This window comes from Chitinophaga sp. W2I13, assembly GCF_050434005.1.
In the GTDB taxonomy this organism is placed as follows: Bacteria; Bacteroidota; Bacteroidia; order Chitinophagales; family Chitinophagaceae; genus Chitinophaga.
Map to the genome: position 1 here is coordinate 1,098,034 of NZ_JBNPWD010000001.1, position 26,409 is coordinate 1,124,442.

The following is a 26,409-nucleotide window of genomic DNA, read 5'->3' on the forward strand; positions in this document are numbered from 1 at the left end:
TTTAGAAGAGCAAAGTTAATACTTATCTCTTATTCCAGCGCTTCCCGAATTGGATGCTGATATATGCATTAAAAAAGAACTGTTTATTTGGGTCAACGCCATCCACTGTCACCATAATAGGAATCTTTTTAGTGTAATATTCAGCATTTACCCCTACTTCCAGGGCGCTCACCACCTCGTTAAAATGGGCCCAGTCGAACCGCATGCCCAATTTGGCATGTAAACCCGGTACCACACTGAGGTTATTCCAGCCCTTACCAAAGCCGCCGGCGCCATTGATCTGTTCCTTATGCAGGAAAAGGTCTGCCGTTTCCGGGCTGTATTTGATATCCACATTCTCGCCGTTTTCGTCCTGCACGTTCAGGTAATAAGGTTTCAACAGCCCCAGGGATACGCCTCCGTAATAGATGGCATCTACTTCTACCCCGTTTTTATTGGCTTTGCCACCGATCAGGTACCGCTGACCCACGCCCAGCTTAGCCTGGTAGAAATTATTCTGTTTACCGAATATATAAGGACGCTGGGTAAAGGCATAACCGCTGTTGAGCTTTACTTCCTTGTGACTTTTCTTCTCTCCAAACTCAAACTGGAAATAATTCACCTTTTTCCTGGTTTTCCGGTATCCCAGTTCCGCAAAGCCGGACCAGCCGTCGGTATTCAGCCGGGCACCCGCGGAAAAGTCGCGCTGGAAAACGTTTTCCCCTTCCTCCTGTTCACGGAAAATGGAGATCTTCTTCAGCTTACGCTGTTCCTTATCGCTCTTCTTATTAGTGCTTTGCTGCTGCCGTGAGGTGGATTGCGCAAACAAGCCGCCGGATATTGTTGCCAAAAACAGGATTAAGTATATTTTTTTCACAGTGGGCTATTGTTATAATAATTAAACGCTTGAACAAAGGTATTGTTATGTATATATTACAAACGTAGCTAATTTTTTTTTAGTTTACCAGGGCCTTCACTGCCAGGGAATACACTTATAATAAAAATACATTTAATTTTACGGATTGATCATTTAAAAAGATATCATGCAAACAGCATCTATTATCTATACCGGCGAACTTCGTACAACCGCCACCCACCTGCAATCAGGCACTGTTATCGAAACAGATGCCCCTGTTGATAACCGTGGTAAAGGAGAAAGATTTTCCCCGACCGACCTGGTGGCTACCGCCCTCGGTTCCTGCATGCTCAGCATCATGGGTATCAAGGCGCTGGATAATAACTGGGCTATTGAAGGCACCAAAGTAAGCGTTCAGAAAATAATGGGCTCAGATCCCCGCCGCATTACCGGTGTAACCATCGTATTCGACTTCCCCTCCGGCCACGGTTTCGGTGAAAAGGAACGAACCATCCTGGAAAGAGCCGCCCTCACCTGCCCGGTGGCCAAGAGCGTGCACCCGGATATTGTGCAGGACGTAACCTTTAACTGGTAGTACCGCCTTCGGCGGTACGGAAATTGTCTTGGGCGCTGATTACGCTGATTATACTGATTGGCCTGATTTTTATTTTTTGGATTTTTTTGGATTTTAAAAAGATGAAGGGAGATAAAAGCGGGTATATCCGTTTCTATCTCCCTTTCATCTTTTAAAAATCTAAAAGTAAAAATCAAGCCAATCAGTATAATCAGCGTAATCAGCGCCCAAGACAATTTCCGCATCGCCGAAGGCGAGGCGCCCTCCTCACACCCCCGCGATGATCTTCGCTCCTATGGCGCAATGCAGGCACTTCTTCTCGTCGCAGTAGTGTTGCTTCAGCTGCAACAAGGCTTGCGATTCCATAGCGCTTTCCTGGGTTACGCCCAGCCGGCTCCAGCTGTTGGTGATGTGGTTCTTTTCCGGCGGCAGCTGTTGCAGGAAATGCAATGCTTTTTCCTGGTAATATTTCCCGTTCTTATCCTGTCCGTACAGGAACAGCAATGGCAATACCGTGTTGATCAGGATGCCCTGCACCGCCTGTTTTCCCGGCCGTTGTGTGCGGGCCACGGGTTGCCCGAAGCGGTAGTGCGTATGCCAGTACGCCGACGGCTGTACGAAGAACAGCTGTTCCAGCGCTGTTACGTCGGGGGCTTCCAGTATGCGGGAAAACAGGTGGGGAGATTGCTGCAAAAGCGCCGCAAAAGTCGCCAGCCGCATGGTAGGAAAGGCGGCAGGCCGCATCCGCAGCCAGTTCCATTGGTGAGCGGGCATAGGACTTAGCCGGAACTTGTGTTGCAGGTGCCCGTAAACATCCTGTAACTGCAACGCATATCCGTCTGTTTGGGGCGCTTCCAGCATACCTGCCTGGCCAAACAGCAGGGCCTCCAGCTGAAGCAACAGGTGCCGGTACCGCATCAGCATTTTGTAGGGCAGCGACTGTGCCACCTGCAGGAACGGTAAGGTATTTACGGGCGTGCCATAACTTTGCGCTACCGCCCAGTAACACACCTCTTCCCAGTTGTAGCGATTATGCTGCAGCCAGGCCCGCAGGCTGCCGATCTTACGTTCCCAGCGCTCTGCCAGCAAGCGTTCCTTCCAGCTAAGCCAGATGAGGGGCGGCACCCGCGCAGCATGCGGGGCACAGGGAACAAAAGGCGACAACCGCCGCAGCTCCTCATACCGCTGCAGGAGCAACTTGGGAATATGCTGCTGCAATTCCAGGCAGGGGGCCTCGCCCATTCCTACGGCGGGCATATCGTGTACAAACACCACATGCAGGATAATTCGCCCGTATTGCGGATTATGCTGGTGCCCATGCCGGAACCAGTCGGATGTACGCAGGTGCAGCTCCACCTGGCCTACCCATAAAGTAGCCCCGATCCTGATTTTTGCGGCCGAAAAATCCGGCCCGCCATTGTGGTTGTGACTACCGGGAAACAAGACCTGTACTGATTCTCCGCCGGTAGTGGTTAGATGATCCTGCTTAAATAGCCGGAATGCCCAGATATGCTGGAACAGCTCTTCTGAGAGCAACGGGTTAACAAACATAAGAGATATGGTTGGGTACAAAATAATATCATCCAAAGGTAATAAAACATCGATTAATAAATAAAATTCAGCTCCAATTTGGAAATCTGCTCAAAGTCATATTACCTTTGCGCCAGTTCTTACACATCACTTATCCAGAAAGGCGGAGGGACTTGGCCCTGCGATGCCTTAGCAACCTTTCCTGATTATTATAATCGGGAAAAAGGTGCTAATTCCTGCCCCGGTGCAAATCGGGGAAAGATAAGTTGGCAGAGATAATACTTCACAGAGATATATAACTTTCTAAAGGAGCTCTTCCAACAAACGGGAGAGCTTTTTTTATGCCCCTTCCCCACCCTTTTCATGGATTTGTTGTTGTTTAAGTTGATCTTTAATGATATCGTTGCAGTTGGCAATTGTGCACATTGAACATCATTAAAAATAATTTATAACATGAAAACAGCTACACAACTGATTCATAGCATCCCGGTAGACGAACTGACAGGCGCCATTTCTGTGCCTATCTATCAAACGTCCACCTTTGTGCAGGAATCACCCGGCATCAATAAAGGCTTTGAGTTTTCGCGGGCAAACAATCCCACGAGAAAAGTGCTGGAAGACCTTATCTGCAACCTGGAAGAAGGGTTTGCCGGATTTGCGTTTGCCAGCGGTATGTCGGCCATAGATGCGGTGCTGAAGCTGTTAAAGACCGGCGATGAGATCATGGCCGTGGAAGACACCTACGGTGGCATCTTCCAGATCTTTAATCACATGTTTGAACGCTTTGGCATCAAAGTGAACTTTGTAGATACCAGCAACCTCGATAAAGTACTGGCCGCCATCACGCCCAATACAAGGATCATCTGGCTGGAATCCCCTACCAATCCTACTTTGCGCGTATCTGATATTAAATCTATCAGCAAAATTGCTAAACAACATAACATCCTGCTGGCGGTAGACAATACCTTCAGCACACCATTACTGCAACAGCCGCTGACACTGGGCGCCGACCTCGTTATCCACAGCGCTTCCAAATACCTCGCAGGACACTGTGACGTAATTGCCGGCCTCGTAGTCGTAAACTCAAAAACACTGGCAGACCAGATCCGGTACAACCAGAATATTTCCGGCAGTATCCTCAGCCCGTTTGAAGCATGGCTCACCATACGCGGTATTGAAACATTATACCTGCGCCTGGAAAAACAATGCAGCAACGCCAACGCCATCGCCAATTGGCTGGCCACACACCCCGCTGTGGATAAAGTATTTTATCCCGGACTGGCTACTCATAAAAATCATCACATTGCCCGTAAACAACAAAAAAATTACGGCGCACTGGTAAGCTTTTCCCTGAAAAGCGACAATATCAAAAACGCTATACGTATCGTAAACGCCACCAAATTATTTAAGCTGGCAGAAAGCTTTGGCGGCGTGAAAAGCATGCTGGCCCATCCGGCCACCATGACGCATCGTACCATACCGGAAGAATTCCGGAGAAAAACAGGTCTGCAGGACTCCTGCATCCGTTTATCAGTAGGCATCGAAGATGCTGATGACCTGATCAACGACCTGAAACAGGCGCTGGATAAATTAAACCATCCGGCCGGCAAGCAAATTACTGTTTTACAATAGCCGTCGGCGGTTAGCACACCACTTTCAATGTTCAGAACCTGATCATCTCTGTACAGCGAAAGACTGACCCCTACGGCGGAAAGCTCAAAAAAAAGTATGGAAAACAAGATCATCAATTTAGGCATTTTCGGATTTGGCGTCGTAGGACAAGGACTCTATGAAGTTTTGAACAGAACAAAAGGTATTAATGCACGGATCAAAAAAATCTGTATTAAAGACCCCAATAAATCAAGACCTATCGATAGCAGCTACTTTACGACAGATAAAAACGACATCCTCGAAGATCCTACCATTGACGTAGTAGTGGAACTGATCAACGACACCGAAGCAGCCTTCGAAATAGTAAGCAAAGCACTCCGCAACGGCAAAGCCGTAGTAAGCGCCAGCAAACGTATGATCGCTGAAAACCTGCCCGCACTATACCAGCTGCAGGCAGAAAACAAAGTGCCATTCCTGTATGAAGCGTCCAGCTGTGCGAGTATTCCCATTATCCGCAACCTGGAAGAATATTATGATAACGACCTGCTCAATGCTGTAGAAGGTATCTGTAACGGATCTACGAATTATATTCTTACCAAAATATTTGAAGAGAACCTCAGCTTTGCCACTGCCTTGCAACAGGCACAGGACCTGGGTTTCGCGGAAACAGATCCTACACTTGATATCGAAGGATATGATCCGAAATTTAAAATAGTGATCCTGCTGCTGCACGCATTCGGCACCTTTGTGAAACCGGAAGAAGTGTTCAATTTCGGTATCCATCACCTCAATGATTTTGATATACAATTTGCCAAACAAAGAAATTGTACCATCAAACTGATTGCGCAATGCCGCCGCCAGAACGGTCACGTATTTGCGTATGTGCTGCCACACCTGATCAGGGAACACAACCTGCTTTATGATGTGTATAACGAATACAATGGTATCCTGCTGGAAAGCGCATTCACCGATAAACAATTTTTTGTAGGCAAAGGCGCAGGCGGTACGGCTACCGGCAGCGCGGTATTATCCGATATCTCTGCCCTGTTATACAACTACCGCTACGAATACAAAAAGATCAAACAAAACAATCAGCCCAACTTTACCAACGACGTAAACCTGAAAGTATACCTGCGCTACAAAACACCGGACCAGGTGGACCTGGCAGAGTTCTTCAATATCTCTGAGAAATATGAATCTACTGAATGGCGCTATGTGGTAGGTACTATTAACTTACAGAAACTGAGAGAAGCCGGCTGGCTGAAAAATAAAGATGTGAATATTCTCGTATTGGAATAAAGATAGTAATAAGCAAAAACCAATCATGAAAACGGCGCAGGGAACTGCGCCGTTCCTCTTGTTTAAAAATTTTCCAGTTCTTCCACTACCCTGCTCACCGGTAGCCCCATTACATTATAGAAGCAACCGTTTATACTGTCTATGCCCACAGCGCCGATCCATTCCTGGATCGCATAAGCCCCGGCTTTATCAAAAGGTTTATACTTATCCACATAATAAGTGATCTGCCCGGTGGTTAACGGCTTGAAATGCACGGCCGTTGTTTTGGAAAAAGCGACTTCTTTTTCTCCCTGTTGAATAATAACGCCGGTGACTACACGATGTTCACGCCCGCTGAGGCGCGACAAAATATCAATGGCATCTTCACGGTCCTTTGGCTTGCCGATAATGTTGTTATCCAGCACCACCACTGTATCTGCAGCGATAATGATATCGCTGGCCTCACACAGGTGCTGCACAGCGGCCGCTTTCTGCCGGGCAATATGAACCGGGATATCGGGTATGGCCAGCCCGGGAGGAAAAGTTTCTGCGGTTTCTACCACCTTCACCTGGAAAGGGATTCCGGCCTGCTCCAGCAGCTGCTTTCTGCGTGGCGACTGGGAAGCCAGGATAACGGGCGCGCGGTTATACATCTCTATAAATAAAGTTTAAAAAATATCATTGATAAAATACCGGTGAGCATAATTACTTTCACCAGGGAACTCACCTTGTGATAATGTTCCGGCAGGCTTGCCTTTTTTAACCTCAGGTAGATATAAGCACAGGGCACCTGTACAAACAGGAACAGATAGCCGATGGCAATATACCAGCCAAGTATCCACACCCGGATTTCCACCAGGAGAATAATGATGATCAGTGCCAGCAACAGCGCATTGCAAAAGCGTTTGGCAGCCAGCACTCCCCAGGCAATGGGCAGGGTGCGGCACCCGTCTTTGCTGTCGCCCATCATATCTTCCAGGTCCTTCACAATTTCCCTGACCATAGAAATGAGGAATGCAAATAACGCATACACCCCGATGATCTGGATCAGCTTCCGGCCGGTGGGCGACAAGATGGCTTCAAAGCTATGATAGATCTGTTTTTCGTAAAATCCTACCACCACTACTGCCAGGGCAGTTAGTAATGAAATGACCACATTCCCGATGAGTACCTGTCTTTTAAAAGAAGTGGAGTAAAACCAGAGCAGCAGGGAACAGATTACCTGGGTGAAGCCGAGGTAAAACTGCTCTGTTTTCCAGGCTACCAGGAAACCCAGCGACACGCCGGCCAGGTTAAGCATGGTGTGCCAGGCCATGGCCCAGCGGCGGCTGATAATTTTGTCCAGCACCATTTTATCGGGCTTGTTGACAATGTCTATGTTAATATCAAAATAGTCGTTGATAATATAACCCGCAGCTGCTACCAATATAGTAGACAGGCTTAATAAAATAAATTGGGGAACCGGCAGTGACGGCTCTTCGCCGGAGCTGCGTAAAACCGGCTCTACTACGCAATATTGCAGTAAAAACTGGGTTAGGCCAATATATATCAGGTTTGGGTACCTGATCAGTTTAAAAAATGCAGCCCAGAGCTTCATAGTTTTTCTTTTATTATTTCGATGCTATTCCTTCATCCATTAACCAATGTCCATTCAGTTTCAATACTTTTTCCATGACTTCCCTCACGCAACCGTGGCCTCCGGGCAATGGGGACACATACCTGGAAATACTTTTTATTTCGGCTGCCGCATCTGCGGGGCAGGTGGGCAAAGCCACCAGTTGCATAGGCAGATAATCCGGGATATCATCTCCCATATATAATATCTCTTCCCAGCGAAGATCATTTTCAAAAACATAATCCTGCAGCTTCTCCTGCTTATCGTGTATGCCGGTGAAGATATCTTTTATACCCAGTCCCTGTAACCTGCTCACCACACTTTCTGATTTTCCCCCGGAGATAATCACCACACGATAACCTTTTTTTACCGCCAGCTGTAAAGCATAACCATCCTTGATGTTCATCCTGCGGGACATTTCACCTCCCGGCAGCAATTGCAGGGTGCCATCGGTGAGTACACCATCCACGTCCAGCACAAAGGTGGTGATAGATTTAAATAAAGCCAATACGTTCATGGGGCCAAAAATAGCCAATTACGCATTAAGAATCGCTTATTCTCTATTTATTATGGAACTGGTAAATGGCGTCAGACATCACCTGGTAAACCAATTGCAGATAGGGGTCACCGGCCAGCAATTCGCGGTGGAGGCTCATGGTGGTTTCGTCCTGGCGCAGCGCCGGACCGGTTTGTACCGACTCTGGTGCAAACTTCTCCAGCCGGTCGAAAGTCTCCTTTATAATAGGTTGTAACAGGTTAAAGTCCAGCTGTTCTTTTTCACAATAGGCTTTTGCCTGTGCGATCAGGTGATTGGTAAAATTATTACATAATACCGCCGTGAGGTGATATTTCAGCCGTTGTTCCGAGGAAGTAATGGTAACGCTGCCGGAAATACTCTGGGCGAGCGATTGCAGTCGCCGGAGCACCTCGTCGTTGCTGGCTTCCAGCATCACCGGGATGGGCGGATAGCTCTTCACTTCCTTGCGGATCGATTGTAACGGGTATACAACCCCCGTATTAGACGATATCCGGGAGATCGCCGCCAGGGGTACAGCCCCTGCGGTATGCGCCACCATACGCTTCCCTAAGCGGAGCTGGTCGTTCAGTTCGGGGATGGCTGCATCACTTACCGCGAGCAGGTATACGTCTGCGTCCATATTTATATCCTGCAGATCGTCTGTATAATCTGCGTGGAGCATCTCTCCCAGTTCCCTGGCGTGTTCCTTGTTCCGGCTCACCACCTGTTTTACCTGGTGCCCATGAATTTTTAAGAGGTGTCCGAAACAATGCGCAACATTGCCAGTGCCAACGATAACTACATCCATTATAATTAATTTTAAAATAACAAACCGCCGGTATCCGTCTGATTCGTGCTTTCTAATATACGGGTTTTAGCGGGTCCCCGTTTTTTTCATTACATTACAACGTATTTTAACGTTTAAGAGTGCCTTATTTTTTAATTTGATGGTACTTTTATATTATTGCGGAATTCATTGCAGTAATTATTTTATAGAATTTGCGTATTTAGCAGCACAATAAAGAAGCATACATGGCAAAAAATTTAGTTATAGTTGAGTCCCCGGCGAAAGCCAAGACCATAGAAAAAATATTGGGCAAAGACTTCGAAGTCAGATCCTGCTTCGGTCACATACGTGACCTGGAGAAGGATGACATGGGGATAGACATTGAAAATAACTTCAAGCCTAAGTATGTGATCCCGGAAGATAAGGAAAAGGTGGTGAAAGAGCTGAAGAAGATGGCGAAGGATACCGATGAGGTATGGCTGGCAACGGATGAGGACCGTGAGGGGGAGGCCATTTCCTGGCATCTGTGTGAGGTGTTGAACCTGGACCCAAAGACGACCAAACGTATCGTTTTCCATGAAATCACCAAGCCTGCTATTGAGGCTGCGGTACAACATCCGCGTCACCTGGATATGGACCGTGTAAATGCACAGCAGGCCCGCCGTATCCTGGATCGCATCGTAGGTTTTGAAATTTCCCCGGTACTGTGGCGCAAAATGAGCATGCGCAACTCCCTGTCGGCCGGACGCGTGCAATCCGTAGCGGTACGGCTGATTGTAGAAAGGGAAAGAGAGATCAATACCTTTAATTCGGTGAGCACCTTTAAAGTGGAAGCTTATTTCACCGGCAAGGATATTAATGGTAAGAACATTTCCTTCAAGGCAGATGGTCCCGGTAAGTTCAAAACCGCGGAAGATGCGGAGAAATTCCTGGAACAATGTGTTGGAGCGGCCTATACCGTAAAAGACATACAGGTTAAACCAGGTAAGAAATCACCCGCAGCGCCTTTTACCACTTCTACCCTGCAACAGGAAGCCAGCCGCAAATTAGGCTACAGCGTTTCCAAAACCATGTTGCTGGCCCAGAAGCTGTATGAAAGCGGTAATATCACCTATATGCGTACCGACTCCGTAAACCTGTCGGATACCGCTATCGGTGAAATTGAAAAAGCGATCAAAACCAGTTTCGGTGATAAATACCATCAGCACCGGAAATTTAAAAATAAGAATGAGTCCGCACAGGAAGCGCATGAGGCCATCCGTCCTACCTACATGGAAAACACCACGGTAGATGACAGCGATACCCGCAAACTGTACGAACTGATCTGGAAACGTACTATCGCCAGCCAGATGGCAGATGCGGAACTGGAAAAAACCACCGCCAAGATCGATATCTCTACCAACCACGAAGAGCTGAGTGCCAGCGGGGAAGTATTGAAATTCGACGGCTTCCTGAAAGTATATATGGAGAGCCATGACGATGAGGATGAAACAGAAGAAGAACAGGAAGGCTCTTTACCGCCACTGGCAGTAAAACAGTCGCTGGATCTGAAAGAGATGAAAGCCACTGAAAGATTCTCCCGCCCGGCTCCCCGTTATACGGAAGCCAGCCTGGTAAAGAAACTGGAAGAACTGGGCATTGGCCGTCCGTCTACCTATGCACCTACCATTACCACTATCCAGAAGCGTAACTATGTAGAAAAAAGGGATAAAGAAGGAATAAAAAGAGATTTCCGTATCCTGAGCCTCAAGGACGATAAGATCACTAAACAAACCGATGCGGAAAATACCGGTGCAGAAAAATCAAAATTATTCCCGACCGATCTGGGAATGATTGTGACCGACTTCCTGAACCAGTATTTTAATAATGTAATGGACTACGGTTTTACCGCCAAGATTGAAGGGGAGTTTGATGAAATTGCCAGCGGTAAGAAGGTATGGAACACGATGATCAGCGAATTTTATTCTCCTTTCCACAAAGATGTGGAAAACACCCTGGAAAATGCAGAGCGTGTAAAAGGAGAACGTCCGCTGGGCACCGATGCCGCTACCGGTAAACCCATTGTAGCCCGCATGGGCCGTTATGGCCCGATGATCCAGATAGGCAGTGTGGAAGATGAGGAAAAGCCGCGCTTTGCCAAATTGAAATCTACCCAGAGCATTGAAACCATCACCATGGATGAAGCCATGGAATTGTTTAAATTGCCGCGTAACCTGGGTCAGTTCGAGGACTCCGAGGTTATTGTAAATATTGGCCGTTTTGGTCCTTATGCACAGCACGATAAGAAGTTTTATTCCCTGAAAAAGGAAATGGACCCTTATACAGTGGAACTGGATGAAGTAGCGCCGCTGATTGCGGAGAAACGCACCGCCAAAGACGAACGGACTATCAAGATATTTGAAAAGGAGAAAATTCAGATCCTGAAGGGCCCATATGGTCCTTATATTAAGCAAGGCCTGAAGAACTATAAGATACCGAAGGAGAAAATAGATAACGCAGCTGATTTGACAGTGGAAGATGCCAAAGCGATCATTGAAGACGTTAAAGCAAATCCACCTAAGAAAAAGGCGCCTCCCAGAAAGAAAAAAGCTTAACGCTGTGGTAAGAATATGCTGAAAAATGGGGCAATGATAATAACTGCAGTGTGAATGGTATGCTTATTATTTAATTTGCCGACAGGATCACATTATTTAATGATTACCACATGATCATAATAATGGTATGAACGAAAACAGAGAAATAAACGCTTTGTTCCACCTGTTGGATGATCCGGATCTGGAGGTATTTGATACGGTTGCCAGTAAAATATTACTGTACGGTAAAGATATCATTCCGAACCTGGAGAATTTGTGGGAGAATACAATTGACGAGGCTATTCAGGAAAGGATAGAACTGCTCATTCACCGGGTACATTACCAGGATTTGCAGGCGGCGTTGCGTGTATGGGGGCTTTCAGAAAGACAGGACCTGATGCAGGGCGCCATACTGGCGGCCCGGTACCAGTTTCCCGATCTCATGGATGCGCAGATCATTGCGGAAATAGACCGGATCAAACGTAATATATGGCTGGAACTCAATAATTATCTTACACCGCTGGAACAGATCAATGTGCTGAACAGCATGATCTATAACTACTTTGGCCTTAAAGGAGAAGAAGTTTCTTACCAGCGTAAAAATCAGTTTTTTATTAACCAGGTAGTAGAATCCAAAAAAGGTAACCCTGTTACCAATGGAATCATTTACCAGAGCCTGTGCACAATGCTGGATTTACCGGTGTATGCAGTGAATATTCCCCGGCAGTTTATCCTGGCGTATTTCGACAGCTACATCGATTTTTCCACCCCGATAGAACCTGATGACCACCGGATCCTGTTCTTTATAGATCCCATACAGGGCCAGATATATACCCAGCAGGATGTAGACACTTATCTGAAAAGGGTTTCTGTGCCACCGGTGCCTTCTTACTTCAAACCACAATCCAACAAACGCATTATACAATTCTTACTGGAAGAATTATCCAAATGCTTCCGCGACGACAAAGACGCCTACAAACAGGATGAACTGATCAACCTGGCGAGTATACTCGAGGATTAGCGCGCGCCTTCGGCGCTGCGGAAATTGTCTTGGCTCAGGATTACGCTGATTATACTGATTTGTTTGATTTACATTTTGATTTTATAAAGGATTAAGGGAGATAGAAGCGAATATTCGCTCTTATCTCCCTTAGTTATTATTAATCAAAAAAGTAAAAATCAAAAAAATCAGTATAATCAGCGTAATCCTGAGCCAAGACAATTTCCGCAGCGCCGAAGGCGCGAAGGCGCACACACGAAAAAGCCCACCGCACAAGCGACGGGCTTCTTAATTTCTTGCAAGAAAAGATATTATTGTTATAATAATCTCTTACTTAGCTGGAGTTGCAGCAGCAGCAGAATCAACTGGAGCAGTTACAGCAGCAGAATCAACGTGAGCAGCAGAATCAACTGGAGCAGTTGCTACTGGAGCAGCGTTCATAGTGTCTACTGGTGCAGTTGCAGCAGAATCAGCAGCAGGAGTGCTACCACCGTTACAAGCAACGAAGAACATGCCAGCGGCAACAGCGAATACGAATAATTTTTTCATTTTTTAGGTTGTTTTATTTTTAAAACCGCCGCAAAGGTATGCAAAATTTATAAAATACAAAATCTGCTGCCTGCTTTTTCGGTAAGTATTTATTTTTTTCTGAAGAAGATCTTCAATGGAACGCCTGTAAAGTTGAATTTCGTGCGGATCTGGTTCTCCAGGTAGTTACGATATGGTGTTTTCACATCATCCGGGAGATTACAGAAAAACGCAAATGCAGGTGTATGCGTAGGGATCTGCGTTACGTACTTGATACGGATAGGAATACCTCTTACCACCGGTGGATGATACGCTTCAATAGCTTTCAGCAGTACATCGTTTAACACGGAAGTCTGGATCCGGCGTTTACGGTTTTCGTATACGTCCAGGGCTGTTTCAATCGCCTTGAAAATACGTTGCTTTTCAGTTACGGAAGTGAAGATGATGGGCACATCGGAGAATGGCGCCAGTCGCTCTTTCAGTGTTTTTTCATAATCCCTGGCGGTGTTGGTACCTTTTTCCACGAGGTCCCATTTGTTCACCAGCACCACTACGCCTTTACCTTTACGGGCAGCGAGACTAAAAATGCTGAGATCCTGTGCAGTGATACCTTTTTCGGCATCCAGCAGCAGCATCACTACATCAGATTCATCTACCGCCTTGATGGCGCGGATCACGGAATAAAATTCCAGGTCTTCATGCACTTTTGTTTTACGACGGATACCAGCGGTATCTATCAGCATGAAATCTTTCTGGAACATATTATAGCGGGTGTGAATGGTATCGCGGGTAGTACCGGCAATTTCGGAAACGATATTACGCTCTACGCCTACCAATGCATTCAGCAGGGATGATTTCCCTACGTTAGGCTGACCAATGATCGCTATTTTAGGAATATCTGTGTCCAGTCTGGCGTCTTCCATTTCCGGGGTAATAAAGCTTACCACATCATCCAGCAATTCGCCGGTACCGCTACCGGTCATGGACGAAAGGAAGTGGATATGTTCGAAGCCCATACTGTAGAATTCAGTGGCTTCCAGCTGACGCTGACTGTTATCTACTTTATTTACTACGAGGAAAACCGGTTTGGAGGTGCGACGCAGAATGTTTGCCACGTCTGCATCCAGGTCGGTAATACCGGTGGTTACATCACACATGAAGATGATTACATTGGCCTCTTCCATAGCCACTTTTGCCTGCTTGCGAATCTCCCGCTCAAATACATCATCACTGTTGGTTACAAATCCGCCAGTATCGATTACGTTGAAGGTTTTGCCGTTCCAGTCGGCAATACCGTATTGACGATCGCGGGTTACACCGCTTTGGTCATCCACGATGGCCTTCCGTTGTTCCAGTAAACGATTGAACAACGTTGACTTGCCTACGTTGGGGCGACCCACTATAGCTGCTGTAAATCCTGCCATTTTTTTATTATATTTTGTCGTACTAACCTGGATAATACATCCAGGAATTTTGCAATGATTAATATCCGTATTCCTTCAGGAAAGTGTCGTTGTCGCGCCATTTGCCGCGTACTTTCACAAACAGTTCCAGGAATACTTTCCGCTCAATAAATTTCTCTATCTCCTGCCGGGCTAATGTTCCCAGCTCGCGGATGGATTTACCCTTTTCACCGAGGATAATTCCTTTCTGGGTGTCGCGGGTGACGATGATTTCAGCGGTAATCTTTGTCAGTGTTTCCTTTTCCTGGAATTGTGTAACAATTACCGTGGTGTGATAAGGAATCTCTTCTTCAAACAACTGAAATACTTTTTCACGGATCATTTCTGCCACTAAAAAACGTGTAGACTTATCCGTTAGTGTATCATCCGGATAGAACGGATTGCCGTCAGGTAACAGCTTTATAATTTCAGCCAGCAACTCTTTAATACCTTTCTTCTGCATTGCAGACACCGGTACTACCGCTGCTGCTTTGCCCCAGGCTTTGGCGCGTTCTACCAGAACTTCCATATCCTCTTTAAGGATATTATCCATTTTATTAAGGATGAGAACGATCGGCACTTTCAATTTCAGTGAATCAAACAATTCCAGGTTTTCTTCCATAGAATCTTTCGAATCCATGATCAGCAAAGCTACATCGGCATCCTCGAGGGCGGATTTTTAACCGCACCCATCATTTTCTCATGCAGCTTGTATTTGGGATCAATGATGCCCGGCGTGTCAGAAAAAACGATCTGATACGCAGGGTCCGTTAATACGCCTGTAATACGGTGCCGCGTGGTTTGCACTTTGGGGGAAATAATAGCCAGCTTCTCGCCGATGATGGCGTTCAGCAAGGTGCTTTTTCCCGCATTGGGCTTACCAAAAATATTTACAAAACCTGCCTTATGCATGATGACATTTAAAACCTGGTGATGTTGCTTTCACAACTCAAACTTACCGAAATAAAAAAAGCCGAATTTCTTCGGCTCTTAATCTTTTTTATGGACGCTGACGTACCTATTTTGTAGCGAGGAGCGGATTCGAACCACTGACCTTCGGGTTATGAGCCCGACGAGCTACCTCTGCTCTACCTCGCAATGAGGGTGCAAAGATACAAATATTTCAATCCGCTCCAAATCTTTTTTAAAAGAAAAACAAAAAGCCAACCGTAACTGGTTGGCTTTCATATTGGAATGCTTCATACATTGTTAAAATGGAAGATCGTCAGCCGGCTGCTCCTGAACGGGCTCTGCCTCGGGTACGGTCATTTCAGCGACCGGCATTTTCCGCTTTTCCTCGTCCTTACGGCTGAGTAACTGCAGTGAAAACACCCGGAGCCGGATAGCCCCGCATAACGCACCGGTAGCTGTACTTACATAAGCCTCCAGTTTTGGAGCGCCTTCTACATACACCATTACACCCTGCGTTAAATAAGGAGCTACATTGGCCTTGTCCCAGAGCGAGCAATCCACCCAGGTGGTTCTTTCTTCCAGTATGCCCTGCGCGTTTTTAAAACGCTCATTTACCGCTACCGGAAAATTGAAAACAGTGGCGCCGTTGACTTCTTTTTTCACTACATCGCGGCCAAGATGCCCGATAAACTGAAGTTTGATCATCAGAAATAAAGATTTAAATGATTAAAAATTTATAAAAGATGACTGAGAGAAGTATCCCCGAAAATTACGCATTTTTCCTTCTCCCAAAAAATAATTTCTGATTTATTATAGATACAAGTATACCTTTGCATTAACACAATACATGGGGTGCCTTACTTTCAGGCTGAGATCACACCCAATGAACCTGGACCAGGTAATGCTGGTTAGGAATGAACTAACAGAAAACAGGATATTTAAAATGAAACAGCTAATGTTATTAGTGCTGCTATCTGTAGCAGGCACTTTACATGCACAATCCCTGGTTACCGGTACCGTTACCAGTAAAGCCAGCGGCCAGCCACTGGAGGGTGTTACCATCTCCATCAACCAAACCGGCGCTGTTACCGACAGCAGAGGCCACTACAGTATTCATCTTCCCAAAAAAGGAAGTTATCCCTTAACTGCCAGCTACATTGGCTTCAAAACATTTACCACTACCATTACCGCGAATAACACCACGCAGCTGGCAGACATTTCGCTGGAAACAACAGCACTGTTTGTAAAACCGGTAGAGATCAGCAGTTTACGCGCCGGTAAAAATTCGCCTTTCGTAAACACCACTTTAACGGCGGCAGACCTTAAGAAAGAAAACCTTGGCCAGGACCTGCCCATACTGCTGGATCAGCAACCAGGCGTAGTTACTAACTCAGACGCAGGTACCGGTATCGGCTATACGGGCATGCGCGTGCGTGGTTCCGATATCACCCGCATCAACGTTACGGTAAATGGTATCCCGGTAAACGATGCGGAATCGCAGGGAACATTTTTTGTGAATATGCCCGACTTTGCGTCCTCTGTGAGCAGCATTCAGCTGCAACGCGGCGTAGGTACCTCTACCAACGGCGCTGCTGCTTTTGGCGCCACGCTGAACCTCAGCACCAACGAATTCAATGAAAAAGCATACGGCGAAATCAGCAACAGCTACGGTTCTTTCAATAGCTGGAAACATACGGTGAAAGCAGGTTCCGGCCTCATCAACGATCACTTCACCATCGACGCACGCCTTTCCAAAATTTCATCAGATGGATATATCGATCGCGCTACTTCCGACCTGCGCTCTTTCTATACTTCCGCCGCCTACGTTTCTGCCAAAACAGCCATCCGACTGAACGTCTTCTCCGGAAAAGAAAAAACATACCAGGCATGGAACGGCGTACCACAGGCACTCCTGGAAACAGACCGCACCTACAATTCTGCAGGCACCGATAAACCAGGCACCCCGTACGATAATGAAACAGATAACTACCAACAGGATCATTACCAGCTATTCCTGAACCAGGAAGTAAATTCACATCTCAACTTCAACGTGGCCTTCCACCTCACCCGCGGACGCGGCTACTACGAACAGTACAAAGCTCAACAACCTTTCTCTGAATACGGCCTGCAAGGACCAGTGATCAACGGCAAACAGGTTGATACCACTGATCTCGTCCGTCAGCTGTGGCTGGACAACTACTTCTATGGCTCGGTATTTTCGGTAAACCGCACCGGTGACAAGTTCAACTGGAGCCTTGGCGGCGGCTGGAACCGCTATACCGGCGACCACTACGGCAAAATCATCTGGGCACAAACAGGCATCGATAAAGACCATGAATATTATAATTATCCTGCTGCTAAAAACGACTTCAATATCTACTGGAAAGGAGAATATAAACTCACTTCTGCCCTCAGCATTTTCGCAGATATGCAATACCGCAACATCATGTACAACATGGATGGCTTTGAAGCCGCTCCCGCATACATTGCACATGTGAACTATAATTTCTTTAATCCGAAAGCAGGTATCTCCTATAACATCAACCCTACCAACCGTATATTCGCTTCTGTGGCTATTGCACACAAAGAGCCCAACCGCGTAGACTTTGAAAATAACTTTGGTACAGCAACACCCAAACCGGAAGTGCTCCGTGACGTGGAAGCCGGCTATTCATGGAACAACAACATCGCTGCCATCCAGGCCAACGTGTATTACATGAACTACAAAAACCAGCTGGTGCAAACCGGTATGCTCAATGATGTGGGTGCATACATCCGTACCAACATTCCTAAAAGCTACCGCATGGGTATTGAAGTAAATGGAAATGTAAAACTGGGAAGTATCGTGAGTGTGGCCGCCAATGCAGCTTTGAGCCAAAACAAAGTACTGGACTATCATGCCGTTACTTACGACGCCGACTATGCATCACATACCCAGGTGTTCAACAAAACAGATATTTCTTTCTCCCCTTCTTTCGTAGGTGGGTTAACGTTAACCGTGAAACCGGTTAAAAACCTGAACATCGATGTGCTGGGTAAATATGTAAGCCGTCAGTATATGGATAACACCTCCAATGTAGCCGGCAGCCTGGATGCTTACTTTGTAAACAACCTGCGTATCAACTACGTAGTGCCGCAACCGTTATTCCGTGAACTTGGGCTGCAATTCATGCTGAACAATATCTTCAACGTGAAGTATGAGCCCAACGGAAGTACCTACAGCAGCTATGATCAGGCTAGTAACCGTGTGGTGTACGACAATTATTATTACCCGATGGCGGGGATTAATTTCTTTGCCGGAGTGACGATAGGATTCTAAAGCATAAGCGGTTGATCAAAGCGGATTTTGTCTTTCTCGCTGATTACGCTGATTTTACTGATTACCTTGATTTTACTTTTTGGATTTTTAAAGGATTTAAAATGATTGGGGAGATATAAGCGGATATTTTCGCTTATATCTCCCCAATCATTTTAAATCCAAAAAGTAAAATCAAGGTAATCAGTAAAATCAGCGTAATCAGCGAGAAAGACAAAATCCGCTCAGCTATTCAGTAATTTCTCTAACGCTTTATCTACCGATTCAAAAGGAAAACTTTTTATCACCGCATCCATTTGTGCGGCAATTTGCTGTGTACCTAAATTACCGATGCTGCCTGCGTGGGTATGTTTTACTTCTTTATCAGGGGAGAAGGTGCCGTTTTCAATGTCCATGCCTACTTTTTTATAAGCTTCGCGGAACGGAGTACCTTGCAGCACCAGGTTGTTTACCACTTCCACGCTGAAGAGATACTGGTACTTATCATCGTCCAGTATGTTTTCCTTTATGCGCACATTTTCCAGCATCAGGCGGCTCATGCGGATACAGTCTTTTAACGTTTGGAAGGCGGGGAATAAATTCTCTTTCAGCAGCTGCAGATCGCGGTGATAGCCGGAAGGCAGGTTGGTGATCATCATAGCAATTTCGTTCGGCAATGCCTGGAGCTTATTACCATGAGAGCGGATCAGTTCCCATACATCCGGGTTCTTTTTATGCGGCATGATGCTGGAGCCGGTGGTGAGTTCATCCGGGAAGCTGATGAAGCCGAAGTTCTGGTTCATGAACAAACAGGCATCCATCGCCATTTTAGCAATGGTGGCGGCAATGCCGGCCAGTGCAAAAGCCACTATTTTTTCCGTTTTACCGCGTCCCATCTGTGCGTATACTACGTTGTAGTTGAGCGAATCAAAACCCAGCAAGGCAGTGGTAAGCTCACGGTCGAGGGGGAAGGGAAGATCCGTAACCCGCGGCGGAGCCAAGCGGGTTTTTATTCACTACTTTATAAGCGCCCTGTAACATGGTGAGGTCGTCTACCAGGCTTTCCGCATAAGCGCCAAACCATAATCCGAAAGAAGAGGGCATGGCAATTTGCAGATGGGTGTAACCTGGTATCAGGTGTGCTTTGTATTCTTCACTTTTTTGCTGTAACAGGTGGAACAACGCAAGTACTTCTTCTGTCATGGTTTGCAGCTCATGACGCAGGAACAGCTTCAGATCCACCAAAACCTGGTCGTTGCGGGAACGGCCGCTGTGGATCTTTTTGCCTACTTCCCCCAACCGGCGGGTCAGCAACAGTTCTACCTGTGAGTGGATATCTTCCACTCCTTCTTCCAGTTTAAAATCACCGGACTGAATTTCCTGGTAGATGTTTTTGAGTTCTTGTTTTAATATAGTGAGTTCTTCTGCTTCCAGCAATCCTATACTTTGCAGCATGGTGATATGCGCCATAGAACCCAGCACATCAAACGGCGCCAGGAAGGCGTCCATCTCACGGTCTTTTCCTACGGTGAATGTTTCCACTGCCGCTAAGGAGGCTTTATCTTTTTGCCACAATTTCATAATACTATAGTTTTTCCACGCTGTGTTGGAGCATGAAATTAAAAATCATATTTACCAAAGATACGCTGCCCTTCCATACTACTGGATCATTTCAAGTAACTGGATATAACTCTGTATACCCTCTTTGATTTCATGCAGGTGAATATATTCATCTGCGGTGTGTGAACGGGCGGAATCGCCGGGACCCATTTTCACAGAGGTAGCCGGGATCAGCGCCTGGTCAGAGGTAGTAGGCGATCCATAGCAGGTTTTGCCCACGCTTATGCCTGCCTGTACAAACGGATGATCCATTGGAATAAAGGAAGGCCGCATTCTCATGGACCGTGGCTTTACTTCGCAGGATACATTGGCCCGGATGATTTCCAGCAGCTCCTCGAGTGTATATTGATCGTTAGCCCGTACATCCACTACAAAGGAGCAGTCGGCCGGTACTACGTTATGTGCTTTATTGGAAGTGTTGATCACTGTAGCGCTCATCTTCACCGGGCCCAGTGTTTCCGATACTTTCGGGAACCGGAAATCTTTGAACCAGTTAAGATCAGGCAATGCTTTATACAGCGCATTCTCACCTTCCTCCCTTGCAGCGTGTCCTGCTTTGCCATAGCTGGTACAATCCAGTACCATCAGGCCTTTTTCCGCGATGGCCAGTTGTGTTAAAGTAGGTTCTCCCACAATAGCAAACTCGATAGCGGGCAGTTTTGGCAAGATACTTTCTATCCCGTTGGGGCCGCTGATTTCTTCTTCTGCGGTAGCCGTGAGGATGATGTTATAGCCCAGGTCACTACGATGATAAAAATGCAGGAACGTTGCGATCAGGCTCACCAGGCAACCGCCGGCATCATTACTACCGAGTCCGTAGAGCTTTCCGTCTTCCACATCCGGACTAAAAGGATCGCGGGTATATTGCGGATTAGGTTTTACGGTATCATGATGGGAGTTCAGGAGTATATTACGTTTGGAGGGATCGTAGTGTTTATTGAGGGCCCAGATATTATTGAGATGCCGCTCATGCGGAATATCCATTGCCGTCAGGAATTCACTGATCAGTTGCGCGGTGCCGTCTTCTTCGCGGCTTAATGAAGGGGTGGCGATCATCTGTTTGAGCAGGGCCACCGCCACATCATATAGTTTTTCGTTCCACATAGGTTAGCATATTAGAGTGCCTGCCACTTTCGGGGTTGTATTGCTCAGAACATCGTCTGCATGCCCTATCAGCACTTCTTTTACACCATTGTCAATTGCCCCGAAAGCGTTTTGCAGTTTAGGCAATATCCCTTCTGTCAGTATTTTTTCTTCCAGCAGTTGCTGGTAAATTTCTTTGTTGATAAGATTTATAACGGATTCATCATCTGCAGGATCACGCAATACGCCTTTCTTTTCAAAGCAGTAGATCAGCCGCACGCTGTAGTGCTGTGATAAAGCAATGGCCAGGGAAGAAGCGATGGTATCTGCATTGGTATTCAGTATCTGGCCTTTACCATCGTGCGTAAGCGGGGCAAACACCGGTGTGATGCCTGTATCCAGTAATGCTTTCAGCGGCCCGGTGTGCAAGATATCCGTGCGTACATCTCCTACAAAGCCGTAGTCGATTTCCTTTACGGGTCTTTTTACAGCGGGGATGATGTTGGCGTCTGCACCGGTTAAACCGATGGCATTGCAGCCACTGGCCTGCAGTTTGGCTACCAGCTGTTTGTTTACCAAACCGCCGTATACCATTGTCACCACGTCGATGGTGTCTGCATCTGTGATCCGCCTGCCGTCTACATACTTCGATTCGATACCCAGCTTATCACCGATACGGGTAGCGATTTTGCCGCCGCCGTGAATCAGGATTTTCTTACCGGGAATTGCTGCAAACTTTTCCACGAAGGTTTGCAGCAATGCCGGGTTATCGATTACGTTTCCGCCTACTTTGATAATGAATAAGTCGATCATAATTATCCTTTGAGTATTTCACTCAAAACTGCCTGGGCAGCCCATACCCGGTTACCGGCTTCCCGGATAACGATGGATTGGGGACCGTCCAGTACTTCATCTGCAATCACTACATTCCTTCTTACCGGGAGACAGTGCATTACCTTGGCAGCATTGGTGAGCTTGAGTTTTTCGTTGGTAAACATCCAGGAAGGATCTGTGCAGGTGATCTTTCCATAGTCTTTGTAAGAAGACCAGTTTTTCACGTATACAAAATCCGCGTCCTGCAGGGCTTTATCCTGATCGTATTCAATTTGTGCGTTACCGGAAAATTTTTCGTCCAGTTCGTAGCCTTCCGGATGGGTGATTACAAAATCGGCTTCTCCCCATGCGTTCATCCATTGTGCAAAAGAGTTGGGAACAGCCTGTGGCAGCGCTTTTACGTGAGGCGCCCAGGTCATTACCACTTTAGGCTTACGGGTTTGCTGCCAGTTTTCCTTAATGGTAATTACGTCTGTTAAACTCTGCAAAGGGTGCAGCGTAGCGCTTTCGAGACTTACTACCGGCACGCCGGCATACTTAATGAACTGGTTAATATATTTCTCGGTATAATCTTCTTCTTTATTCTTCAACCCCGGAAAAGTACGGATGGCCAGTATGTCGAAGTACTGCCCCATTACTGCCGCCGCTTCCTTCACGTGTTCGGTGGTGTTGCCGTTCATCACCACACCGTCATTCATTTCCAGCGCCCATCCTTCCTTGTCGATATTAAACACGATTGCTTCCATACCCAGGTTCTTTGCAGCGATCTGTGTACTTAAACGTGTTCGCAAACTGGGATTCAGGAATATCATTCCCACTGTTTTGTTCTTACCTAATTCCTTATCCCTGAAAGGATCTTTCTTGTAGTTCAGCGCAATGTCCACTAACCGCGGGACACTGGGAACATCTGCTGTAGAAATAAATTGTTTCATTTCGCTTATAGGCTTTAAACAGGCAGTGGAAAGATGTTAAAGGCACACTGCCTGCCGTACATGGTTGTTTACTTATTTGTTTAATGCTTTTCCGAATGCTTCCAGGAACTGGTCTGCATGGGCTTGTGTAAGCGCCAGGGAAGGAAGCAAACGGATCACGTTTGGCTTGGCTTCACCGGTGAAGATCTTATGGGTATGCAGCAGTTCTTTTTTCACATGTGATAATTCTTCCGGGAGATCTATACCGATCATCAAACCACGGCCTCTTACTTCTTTTACCTTATCAAAGGTGCGTAGCTGTTCCATGAGATAGTTACCTACTGTAGCTGCGTTCTCTATCAGTTTTTCGGCCTGTATGGTTTCCAGTACTGCCAGCGCTGCTGCGCAGGCCAGGTGATTACCACCGAAAGTAGTGCCCAGCATACCATACACTGCCTGAAATTTAGGTGCAATGATGATAGCCCCGATCGGAAAACCATTTCCCATTCCTTTCGCCATGCTGTAGATATCTGCGTTTACGCCTGCAAAATCGTGCGAGTAAAACTTACCGCTGCGGCCATATCCACACTGAACGGAGTCTGCAATGAACACCGCGTTGTGCGCATCACACAGGCTCCTGATCTTCCGCAGGAACGATTCGCTGGCTACATTGATACCACCTACGCCCTGGATACCTTCAATGATCACGGATGACACTTCATACTGCTGGAAAGCCTGTTCCAGTGCAGCTTCATCTTCCCAGGGTAAAAATACCACGTTCTCTGTTTCATTTACCGGCGCAACAATCCTGGGATTGTCGGTAGCTGCTACTGCCAGGGATGTTCTGCCATGAAATGCTTTCTTAAAAGCGATGATTTTCTTTTTGCCGTTGTAAAAAGAAGCCAGCTTCAGGGCATTTTCATTGGCTTCTGCTCCGGAGTTGCACAGGAACAGCTGATAGTCTTCCTTACCGGACACCTTGCCCAGCAAGGCGGCCAGCTCTTCCTGTAAAGGCATCTTTACAGAATTGGAATAGAAGCCTACTTTATGCAGCTGATCTGTAAGGCGTTTTACATAATGTGGATGCGTGTGACCAATAGAGATCACGGCATGCCCGCCATACAGGTCGAGGTATTGTGTGCCCTTGTCATCCCAAACATGGGAGCCCAGGGCTTTTTCTATAATGATATCGTTAACGGGATATACGTCGAAAAGTTTCATGTCGGCAATAAATTGAAAATGATAAAAACACTTAGAACACGATGGACTTCAGTTTCAGTCCGGAGGTTTCATCCAGTCCGCACATCAGGTTCATGTTTTGCACTGCCTGACCAGAGGCGCCTTTCAGCAGGTTATCTTCAATGGAATGGATCACCAGTTTGTTGCCGGTTTTTTCCAGTTGAATCAAACACTTGTTGGTATTTACCACCTGCTTCAGATCGATCTGTTTATCGCTTACATGTGTAAACGGATGACCGGTGTAGAAGTCCTTGTACAGCTTCACAGCGTCTTCCAGCGATAAGTCGGTTTGCAGGTACGAGGTTACCCAGATCCCTCTTGGATAATCGCCGCGTACCGGCACAAAGTTCACCTCACCATTGAAGCCTGGCTGCAACAGCTGCAGGCTTCGTCGTATTTCTTTCAGATGCTGATGATTCAGCACTTTATAGGTAGATATGTTATTGGCTCTCCAGGTAAAGTGGGAGGTCGACTGTAAGCTTTGCCCCGCTCCGGTGGAACCGGTGATACCGGTGGTATGCACTTCTGTGAGCAAACCTGCTTTTGCCAGTGGCAATAGGCCCAGCTGGATACCGGTAGCAAAGCAACCGGGATTGGCAATGTTCTTTGCTGTTTTTATGAGATCGCGCTGCATTTCCGGCAGGCCGTATACAAAAGTGCGGTCCTTCACGGTTTCGCCTAAACGAAAATCCTGACTCAGGTCAATCACTTTTACATGGGCAGCCACATCGGTTGCTTCGAGGAATTTTTTAGATTCGCCATGGCCCAGGCAAAGGAACATCACATCGATGTCATTGCTGAGATCGCCGGTAAACAGTTGTTCTGTTTCACCCAGCAGATCTGCATGTACTGCATACAAAGGATTGCCTGCATTACTACGGCTATGTACAAACGAAATGGTAACATCCGGGTGATTCAATAAAAGCCGGATCATTTCACCGCCTGTATAACCTGCCCCGCCTACAATTCCTGCTCTTATCTTTTTATCATTTGCCATTGCCTGCTGATTTAGATAGAATTTTTAACCTGATGCCAGATCATTGTCTGGTTACCAAAAATTTTGCTGAATCCTCTTACATCATCTCCGCTCCAGCCGGTGTTCATTTCACCGTATTTACCAAACTTGCTGCTCATCAGATCGTAAGGCGAGCTGATACCGGTAACCTGGAAACGGTAAGGCATCAGGGTAACAAATACTTCGCCGGAAACATTTTCCTGGGTGTTTTGCAGGAAGGCTTCGATGTCACGCATCACGGGGTCCATGATCTGACCTTCGTGCATGTAGTTACCGTAGAACTGCGCCAGTTGATCTTTCCAGCTCAGCTGCCATTTTGTTAACACGTGTTTTTCCAGTGCGTGGTGCGCTTTGATGATCACCATTGGTGCAGCGGCCTCAAACCCTACACGTCCTTTGATACCGATGATGGTATCGCCTACGTGAATATCGCGGCCAATGGCAAAAGGACCGGCGATGGTTTGTAAATATTGAATCGCTTCAGATGGATGACCAAAAGTTTTATCGTTCACACCTGTAAGCTCACCTTTTTCAAAAGTTAATTTCACCTGTTCTTCACCCTGCTTTGTGAGCTGGGTAGGCCATGCCGCTTCCGGCAGCATACCGTTGGAGGTCAGTGTTTCTTTACCGCCCACTGAAGTTCCCCACATACCTTTGTTGATAGAGTACATGGCTTTTTCAAAGTTCACTTCTACTCCTTTGGATTTGAGGTAGGAGATCTCTTCTTCACGGCTCAGTTTCAGGTCACGGATGGGGGTAATGATTTCCACGCCGGGGATCATGATATGGAACACCATATCAAAACGTACCTGGTCGTTACCGGCGCCGGTGCTGCCGTGCGCTACCGCATCGGCACCTACTTCCTTCACATATTCCGCGATGGCTAATGCCTGGCTCATGCGCTCCGCACTTACGCTCAGCGGGTAGGTATTATTTTTCAGTACATTACCGAAGATGAGGTATTTGATCACACCATCATAATAAGAACGTATTGCATTAACAGTTTTATGACTTTTAACGCCCAGGCTGTAAGCGCGCTTTTCTATTTCCTGCAGTTCTTCTTCAGAGAAACCGCCAGTGTTTACAATCACTGAATGCACTTCATATCCTTTTTCTTCGGTCAGATATTTAACGCAATAGGAAGTATCAAGTCCTCCGCTAAATCCCAGTACTACTTTTTTCATTATGACATCTTTTTTTATAAATCCAG

24 protein-coding genes, 1 tRNA gene, 1 pseudogene and 1 riboswitch are annotated in these 26,409 nt (G+C 46.6%); of the genes and pseudogenes, 6 read left to right on the forward strand and 20 right to left on the reverse strand.

What is annotated here, in order from left to right; translation table 11 throughout:
• Nucleotides 1–22: 22 nt before the first annotated feature.
• Nucleotides 23–829 (reverse strand): hypothetical protein, encoded by an 807-nt coding sequence (locus QFZ48_RS04395; protein ID WP_429061289.1) that lies wholly within the window; start codon nucleotides 827–829, stop codon nucleotides 23–25.
• 193 nt (nucleotides 830–1,022) lie between these two features.
• Here QFZ48_RS04395 and QFZ48_RS04400 point away from each other — a divergent pair, with 193 nt between their 5' ends.
• On the forward strand, nucleotides 1,023–1,430 hold the full coding sequence (locus QFZ48_RS04400) for an OsmC family protein (protein ID WP_429045441.1): 408 nt from the start codon (nucleotides 1,023–1,025) through the stop codon (nucleotides 1,428–1,430).
• A gap of 246 nt (nucleotides 1,431–1,676) precedes the next feature.
• Here QFZ48_RS04400 and QFZ48_RS04405 read toward each other — a convergent pair whose 3' ends face one another.
• Nucleotides 1,677–2,960 carry a DUF2851 family protein gene (locus QFZ48_RS04405; protein WP_429061290.1) on the reverse strand — a complete coding sequence of 428 codons (1,284 nt, stop codon included), beginning with the start codon at nucleotides 2,958–2,960 and terminating at the stop codon, nucleotides 1,677–1,679.
• Between the two features lie 127 nt (nucleotides 2,961–3,087).
• Nucleotides 3,088–3,207, forward strand: a riboswitch (SAM riboswitch).
• Between the two features lie 185 nt (nucleotides 3,208–3,392).
• Between QFZ48_RS04405 and QFZ48_RS04410 the strand changes: the two genes are divergently transcribed.
• Together QFZ48_RS04410 and QFZ48_RS04415 are read left to right on the forward strand one after the other, a co-directional pair.
• Nucleotides 3,393–4,571, forward strand: coding sequence for a trans-sulfuration enzyme family protein (locus tag QFZ48_RS04410; protein WP_429045438.1), 1,179 nt, complete (start codon nucleotides 3,393–3,395; stop codon nucleotides 4,569–4,571).
• 96 nt (nucleotides 4,572–4,667) lie between these two features.
• Nucleotides 4,668–5,849, forward strand: a complete 1,182-nt coding sequence (locus QFZ48_RS04415; protein ID WP_429045436.1) for a homoserine dehydrogenase — start codon at nucleotides 4,668–4,670, stop codon at nucleotides 5,847–5,849.
• A 62-nt stretch (nucleotides 5,850–5,911) separates the two neighbouring features.
• Here the strand turns inward: QFZ48_RS04415 and QFZ48_RS04420 are convergent, their stop codons facing one another.
• The 4 genes and pseudogenes from QFZ48_RS04420 to QFZ48_RS04435 all read right to left on the reverse strand — a co-directional run bounded on the left by QFZ48_RS04420 (nucleotide 5,912) and on the right by QFZ48_RS04435 (nucleotide 8,768).
• A complete protein-coding gene (locus tag QFZ48_RS04420) occupies nucleotides 5,912–6,481 on the reverse strand; it encodes a Maf family protein (protein WP_370909733.1) in 570 nt (189 codons plus the stop codon).
• 2 nt (nucleotides 6,482–6,483) lie between these two features.
• Nucleotides 6,484–7,428, reverse strand: a pseudogene (locus tag QFZ48_RS04425) (geranylgeranylglycerol-phosphate geranylgeranyltransferase); the annotation flags it as partial.
• Between the two features lie 10 nt (nucleotides 7,429–7,438).
• Nucleotides 7,439–7,960: a KdsC family phosphatase gene (locus QFZ48_RS04430; protein WP_370909732.1), complete on the reverse strand. Its 522-nt coding sequence runs from the start codon at nucleotides 7,958–7,960 to the stop codon at nucleotides 7,439–7,441.
• A 43-nt stretch (nucleotides 7,961–8,003) separates the two neighbouring features.
• Nucleotides 8,004–8,768, reverse strand: coding sequence for a Rossmann-like and DUF2520 domain-containing protein (locus tag QFZ48_RS04435; protein WP_429061292.1), 765 nt, complete (start codon nucleotides 8,766–8,768; stop codon nucleotides 8,004–8,006).
• Between the two features lie 224 nt (nucleotides 8,769–8,992).
• On the opposite strand from QFZ48_RS04435, the gene topA reads away from it, so the two are divergent.
• Nucleotides 8,993–11,341: a type I DNA topoisomerase gene (gene topA / locus QFZ48_RS04440; RefSeq protein WP_370909730.1), complete on the forward strand. Its 2,349-nt coding sequence runs from the start codon at nucleotides 8,993–8,995 to the stop codon at nucleotides 11,339–11,341.
• Nucleotides 11,342–11,468: 127 nt separating this feature from the next.
• Nucleotides 11,469–12,341: a transglutaminase-like domain-containing protein gene (locus QFZ48_RS04445; protein WP_370909729.1), complete on the forward strand. Its 873-nt coding sequence runs from the start codon at nucleotides 11,469–11,471 to the stop codon at nucleotides 12,339–12,341.
• A 309-nt stretch (nucleotides 12,342–12,650) separates the two neighbouring features.
• On the opposite strand, the gene QFZ48_RS04450 is transcribed toward QFZ48_RS04445, so the two are convergent.
• The 6 genes from QFZ48_RS04450 to QFZ48_RS04475 form a co-directional block, all read right to left on the reverse strand.
• On the reverse strand, nucleotides 12,651–12,869 hold the full coding sequence (locus QFZ48_RS04450) for a hypothetical protein (RefSeq protein WP_370909728.1): 219 nt from the start codon (nucleotides 12,867–12,869) through the stop codon (nucleotides 12,651–12,653).
• 89 nt (nucleotides 12,870–12,958) lie between these two features.
• On the reverse strand, nucleotides 12,959–14,272 hold the full coding sequence (der, locus tag QFZ48_RS04455) for a ribosome biogenesis GTPase Der (RefSeq protein WP_429045428.1): 1,314 nt from the start codon (nucleotides 14,270–14,272) through the stop codon (nucleotides 12,959–12,961).
• 58 nt (nucleotides 14,273–14,330) lie between these two features.
• Entirely contained in the window at nucleotides 14,331–14,930 is a 600-nt protein-coding gene (gene era / locus QFZ48_RS04460; protein WP_429061294.1) for a GTPase Era, read from the reverse strand.
• Between the two features lie 11 nt (nucleotides 14,931–14,941).
• Nucleotides 14,942–15,202: a GTPase gene (locus tag QFZ48_RS04465; RefSeq protein ID WP_429061296.1), complete on the reverse strand. Its 261-nt coding sequence runs from the start codon at nucleotides 15,200–15,202 to the stop codon at nucleotides 14,942–14,944.
• Nucleotides 15,203–15,316: 114 nt separating this feature from the next.
• Nucleotides 15,317–15,388, reverse strand: a tRNA-Met gene (locus tag QFZ48_RS04470).
• 111 nt (nucleotides 15,389–15,499) lie between these two features.
• Entirely contained in the window at nucleotides 15,500–15,907 is a 408-nt protein-coding gene (locus QFZ48_RS04475; protein ID WP_370909726.1) for a single-stranded DNA-binding protein, read from the reverse strand.
• A 238-nt stretch (nucleotides 15,908–16,145) separates the two neighbouring features.
• On the opposite strand from QFZ48_RS04475, the gene QFZ48_RS04480 reads away from it, so the two are divergent.
• The gene (locus tag QFZ48_RS04480; protein ID WP_429045425.1) at nucleotides 16,146–18,521 is read left to right on the forward strand and encodes a TonB-dependent receptor; all 2,376 of its coding nucleotides are present in this window, start codon (nucleotides 16,146–16,148) and stop codon (nucleotides 18,519–18,521) included.
• 221 nt (nucleotides 18,522–18,742) lie between these two features.
• Here QFZ48_RS04480 and QFZ48_RS04485 read toward each other — a convergent pair whose 3' ends face one another.
• From QFZ48_RS04485 to argG, 8 genes are all read right to left on the reverse strand, one after another.
• On the reverse strand, nucleotides 18,743–19,498 hold the full coding sequence (locus QFZ48_RS04485; protein ID WP_429061298.1) for a lyase family protein: 756 nt from the start codon (nucleotides 19,496–19,498) through the stop codon (nucleotides 18,743–18,745).
• Nucleotides 19,452–20,078 carry a lyase family protein gene (locus tag QFZ48_RS04490; protein WP_429061300.1) on the reverse strand — a complete coding sequence of 209 codons (627 nt, stop codon included), beginning with the start codon at nucleotides 20,076–20,078 and terminating at the stop codon, nucleotides 19,452–19,454. Before QFZ48_RS04490 ends, QFZ48_RS04485 begins: the two co-directional genes overlap by 47 nt.
• Before the next feature lie 78 nt (nucleotides 20,079–20,156).
• Entirely contained in the window at nucleotides 20,157–21,221 is a 1,065-nt protein-coding gene (locus tag QFZ48_RS04495) for a M20 family metallo-hydrolase (protein WP_429045421.1), read from the reverse strand.
• 3 nt (nucleotides 21,222–21,224) lie between these two features.
• A complete protein-coding gene (argB, locus tag QFZ48_RS04500) occupies nucleotides 21,225–22,013 on the reverse strand; it encodes an acetylglutamate kinase (RefSeq protein WP_370909722.1) in 789 nt (262 codons plus the stop codon).
• A 2-nt stretch (nucleotides 22,014–22,015) separates the two neighbouring features.
• Nucleotides 22,016–22,966: an N-acetylornithine carbamoyltransferase gene (locus QFZ48_RS04505; RefSeq protein ID WP_429061302.1), complete on the reverse strand. Its 951-nt coding sequence runs from the start codon at nucleotides 22,964–22,966 to the stop codon at nucleotides 22,016–22,018.
• Between the two features lie 72 nt (nucleotides 22,967–23,038).
• Complete coding sequence (locus tag QFZ48_RS04510) at nucleotides 23,039–24,166, reverse strand: aspartate aminotransferase family protein (protein WP_429045418.1); 1,128 nt, start codon at nucleotides 24,164–24,166, stop codon at nucleotides 23,039–23,041.
• Between the two features lie 31 nt (nucleotides 24,167–24,197).
• Nucleotides 24,198–25,181, reverse strand: coding sequence for an N-acetyl-gamma-glutamyl-phosphate reductase (gene argC / locus QFZ48_RS04515; RefSeq protein ID WP_429045417.1), 984 nt, complete (start codon nucleotides 25,179–25,181; stop codon nucleotides 24,198–24,200).
• A gap of 11 nt (nucleotides 25,182–25,192) precedes the next feature.
• Complete coding sequence (argG, locus tag QFZ48_RS04520; RefSeq protein ID WP_370909719.1) at nucleotides 25,193–26,383, reverse strand: argininosuccinate synthase; 1,191 nt, start codon at nucleotides 26,381–26,383, stop codon at nucleotides 25,193–25,195.
• Between the last annotated feature and the right edge of the window lie 26 nt (nucleotides 26,384–26,409).

What these genes read in the sequence shown, in the direction of transcription:
- argB (WP_370909722.1), bottom strand. Translation starts at nt 22,013, where the DNA reads ATGATCGACTTATTCATTATCAAAGTAGGCGGAAACGTAATCGATAAC.
- QFZ48_RS04430 (WP_370909732.1), bottom strand. Translation starts at nt 7,960, where the DNA reads ATGAACGTATTGGCTTTATTTAAATCTATCACCACCTTTGTGCTGGAC.
- QFZ48_RS04445 (WP_370909729.1), top strand. Translation starts at nt 11,469, where the DNA reads ATGAACGAAAACAGAGAAATAAACGCTTTGTTCCACCTGTTGGATGAT.
- QFZ48_RS04400 (WP_429045441.1), top strand. Translation starts at nt 1,023, where the DNA reads ATGCAAACAGCATCTATTATCTATACCGGCGAACTTCGTACAACCGCC.
- topA (WP_370909730.1), top strand. Translation starts at nt 8,993, where the DNA reads ATGGCAAAAAATTTAGTTATAGTTGAGTCCCCGGCGAAAGCCAAGACC.
- argG (WP_370909719.1), bottom strand. Translation starts at nt 26,383, where the DNA reads ATGAAAAAAGTAGTACTGGGATTTAGCGGAGGACTTGATACTTCCTAT.
- QFZ48_RS04450 (WP_370909728.1), bottom strand. Translation starts at nt 12,869, where the DNA reads ATGAAAAAATTATTCGTATTCGCTGTTGCCGCTGGCATGTTCTTCGTT.
- argC (WP_429045417.1), bottom strand. Translation starts at nt 25,181, where the DNA reads ATGGCAAATGATAAAAAGATAAGAGCAGGAATTGTAGGCGGGGCAGGT.
- QFZ48_RS04420 (WP_370909733.1), bottom strand. Translation starts at nt 6,481, where the DNA reads ATGTATAACCGCGCGCCCGTTATCCTGGCTTCCCAGTCGCCACGCAGA.
- QFZ48_RS04465 (WP_429061296.1), bottom strand. Translation starts at nt 15,202, where the DNA reads ATGCATAAGGCAGGTTTTGTAAATATTTTTGGTAAGCCCAATGCGGGA.
- QFZ48_RS04435 (WP_429061292.1), bottom strand. Translation starts at nt 8,768, where the DNA reads ATGGATGTAGTTATCGTTGGCACTGGCAATGTTGCGCATTGTTTCGGA.
- QFZ48_RS04505 (WP_429061302.1), bottom strand. Translation starts at nt 22,966, where the DNA reads ATGAAACAATTTATTTCTACAGCAGATGTTCCCAGTGTCCCGCGGTTA.
- era (WP_429061294.1), bottom strand. Translation starts at nt 14,930, where the DNA reads ATGGATTCGAAAGATTCTATGGAAGAAAACCTGGAATTGTTTGATTCA.
- QFZ48_RS04495 (WP_429045421.1), bottom strand. Translation starts at nt 21,221, where the DNA reads ATGTGGAACGAAAAACTATATGATGTGGCGGTGGCCCTGCTCAAACAG.
- QFZ48_RS04475 (WP_370909726.1), bottom strand. Translation starts at nt 15,907, where the DNA reads ATGATCAAACTTCAGTTTATCGGGCATCTTGGCCGCGATGTAGTGAAA.
- QFZ48_RS04510 (WP_429045418.1), bottom strand. Translation starts at nt 24,166, where the DNA reads ATGAAACTTTTCGACGTATATCCCGTTAACGATATCATTATAGAAAAA.
- QFZ48_RS04480 (WP_429045425.1), top strand. Translation starts at nt 16,146, where the DNA reads ATGAAACAGCTAATGTTATTAGTGCTGCTATCTGTAGCAGGCACTTTA.
- der (WP_429045428.1), bottom strand. Translation starts at nt 14,272, where the DNA reads ATGGCAGGATTTACAGCAGCTATAGTGGGTCGCCCCAACGTAGGCAAG.
- QFZ48_RS04415 (WP_429045436.1), top strand. Translation starts at nt 4,668, where the DNA reads ATGGAAAACAAGATCATCAATTTAGGCATTTTCGGATTTGGCGTCGTA.
- QFZ48_RS04490 (WP_429061300.1), bottom strand. Translation starts at nt 20,078, where the DNA reads ATGAAATTGTGGCAAAAAGATAAAGCCTCCTTAGCGGCAGTGGAAACA.
- QFZ48_RS04410 (WP_429045438.1), top strand. Translation starts at nt 3,393, where the DNA reads ATGAAAACAGCTACACAACTGATTCATAGCATCCCGGTAGACGAACTG.
- QFZ48_RS04405 (WP_429061290.1), bottom strand. Translation starts at nt 2,960, where the DNA reads ATGTTTGTTAACCCGTTGCTCTCAGAAGAGCTGTTCCAGCATATCTGG.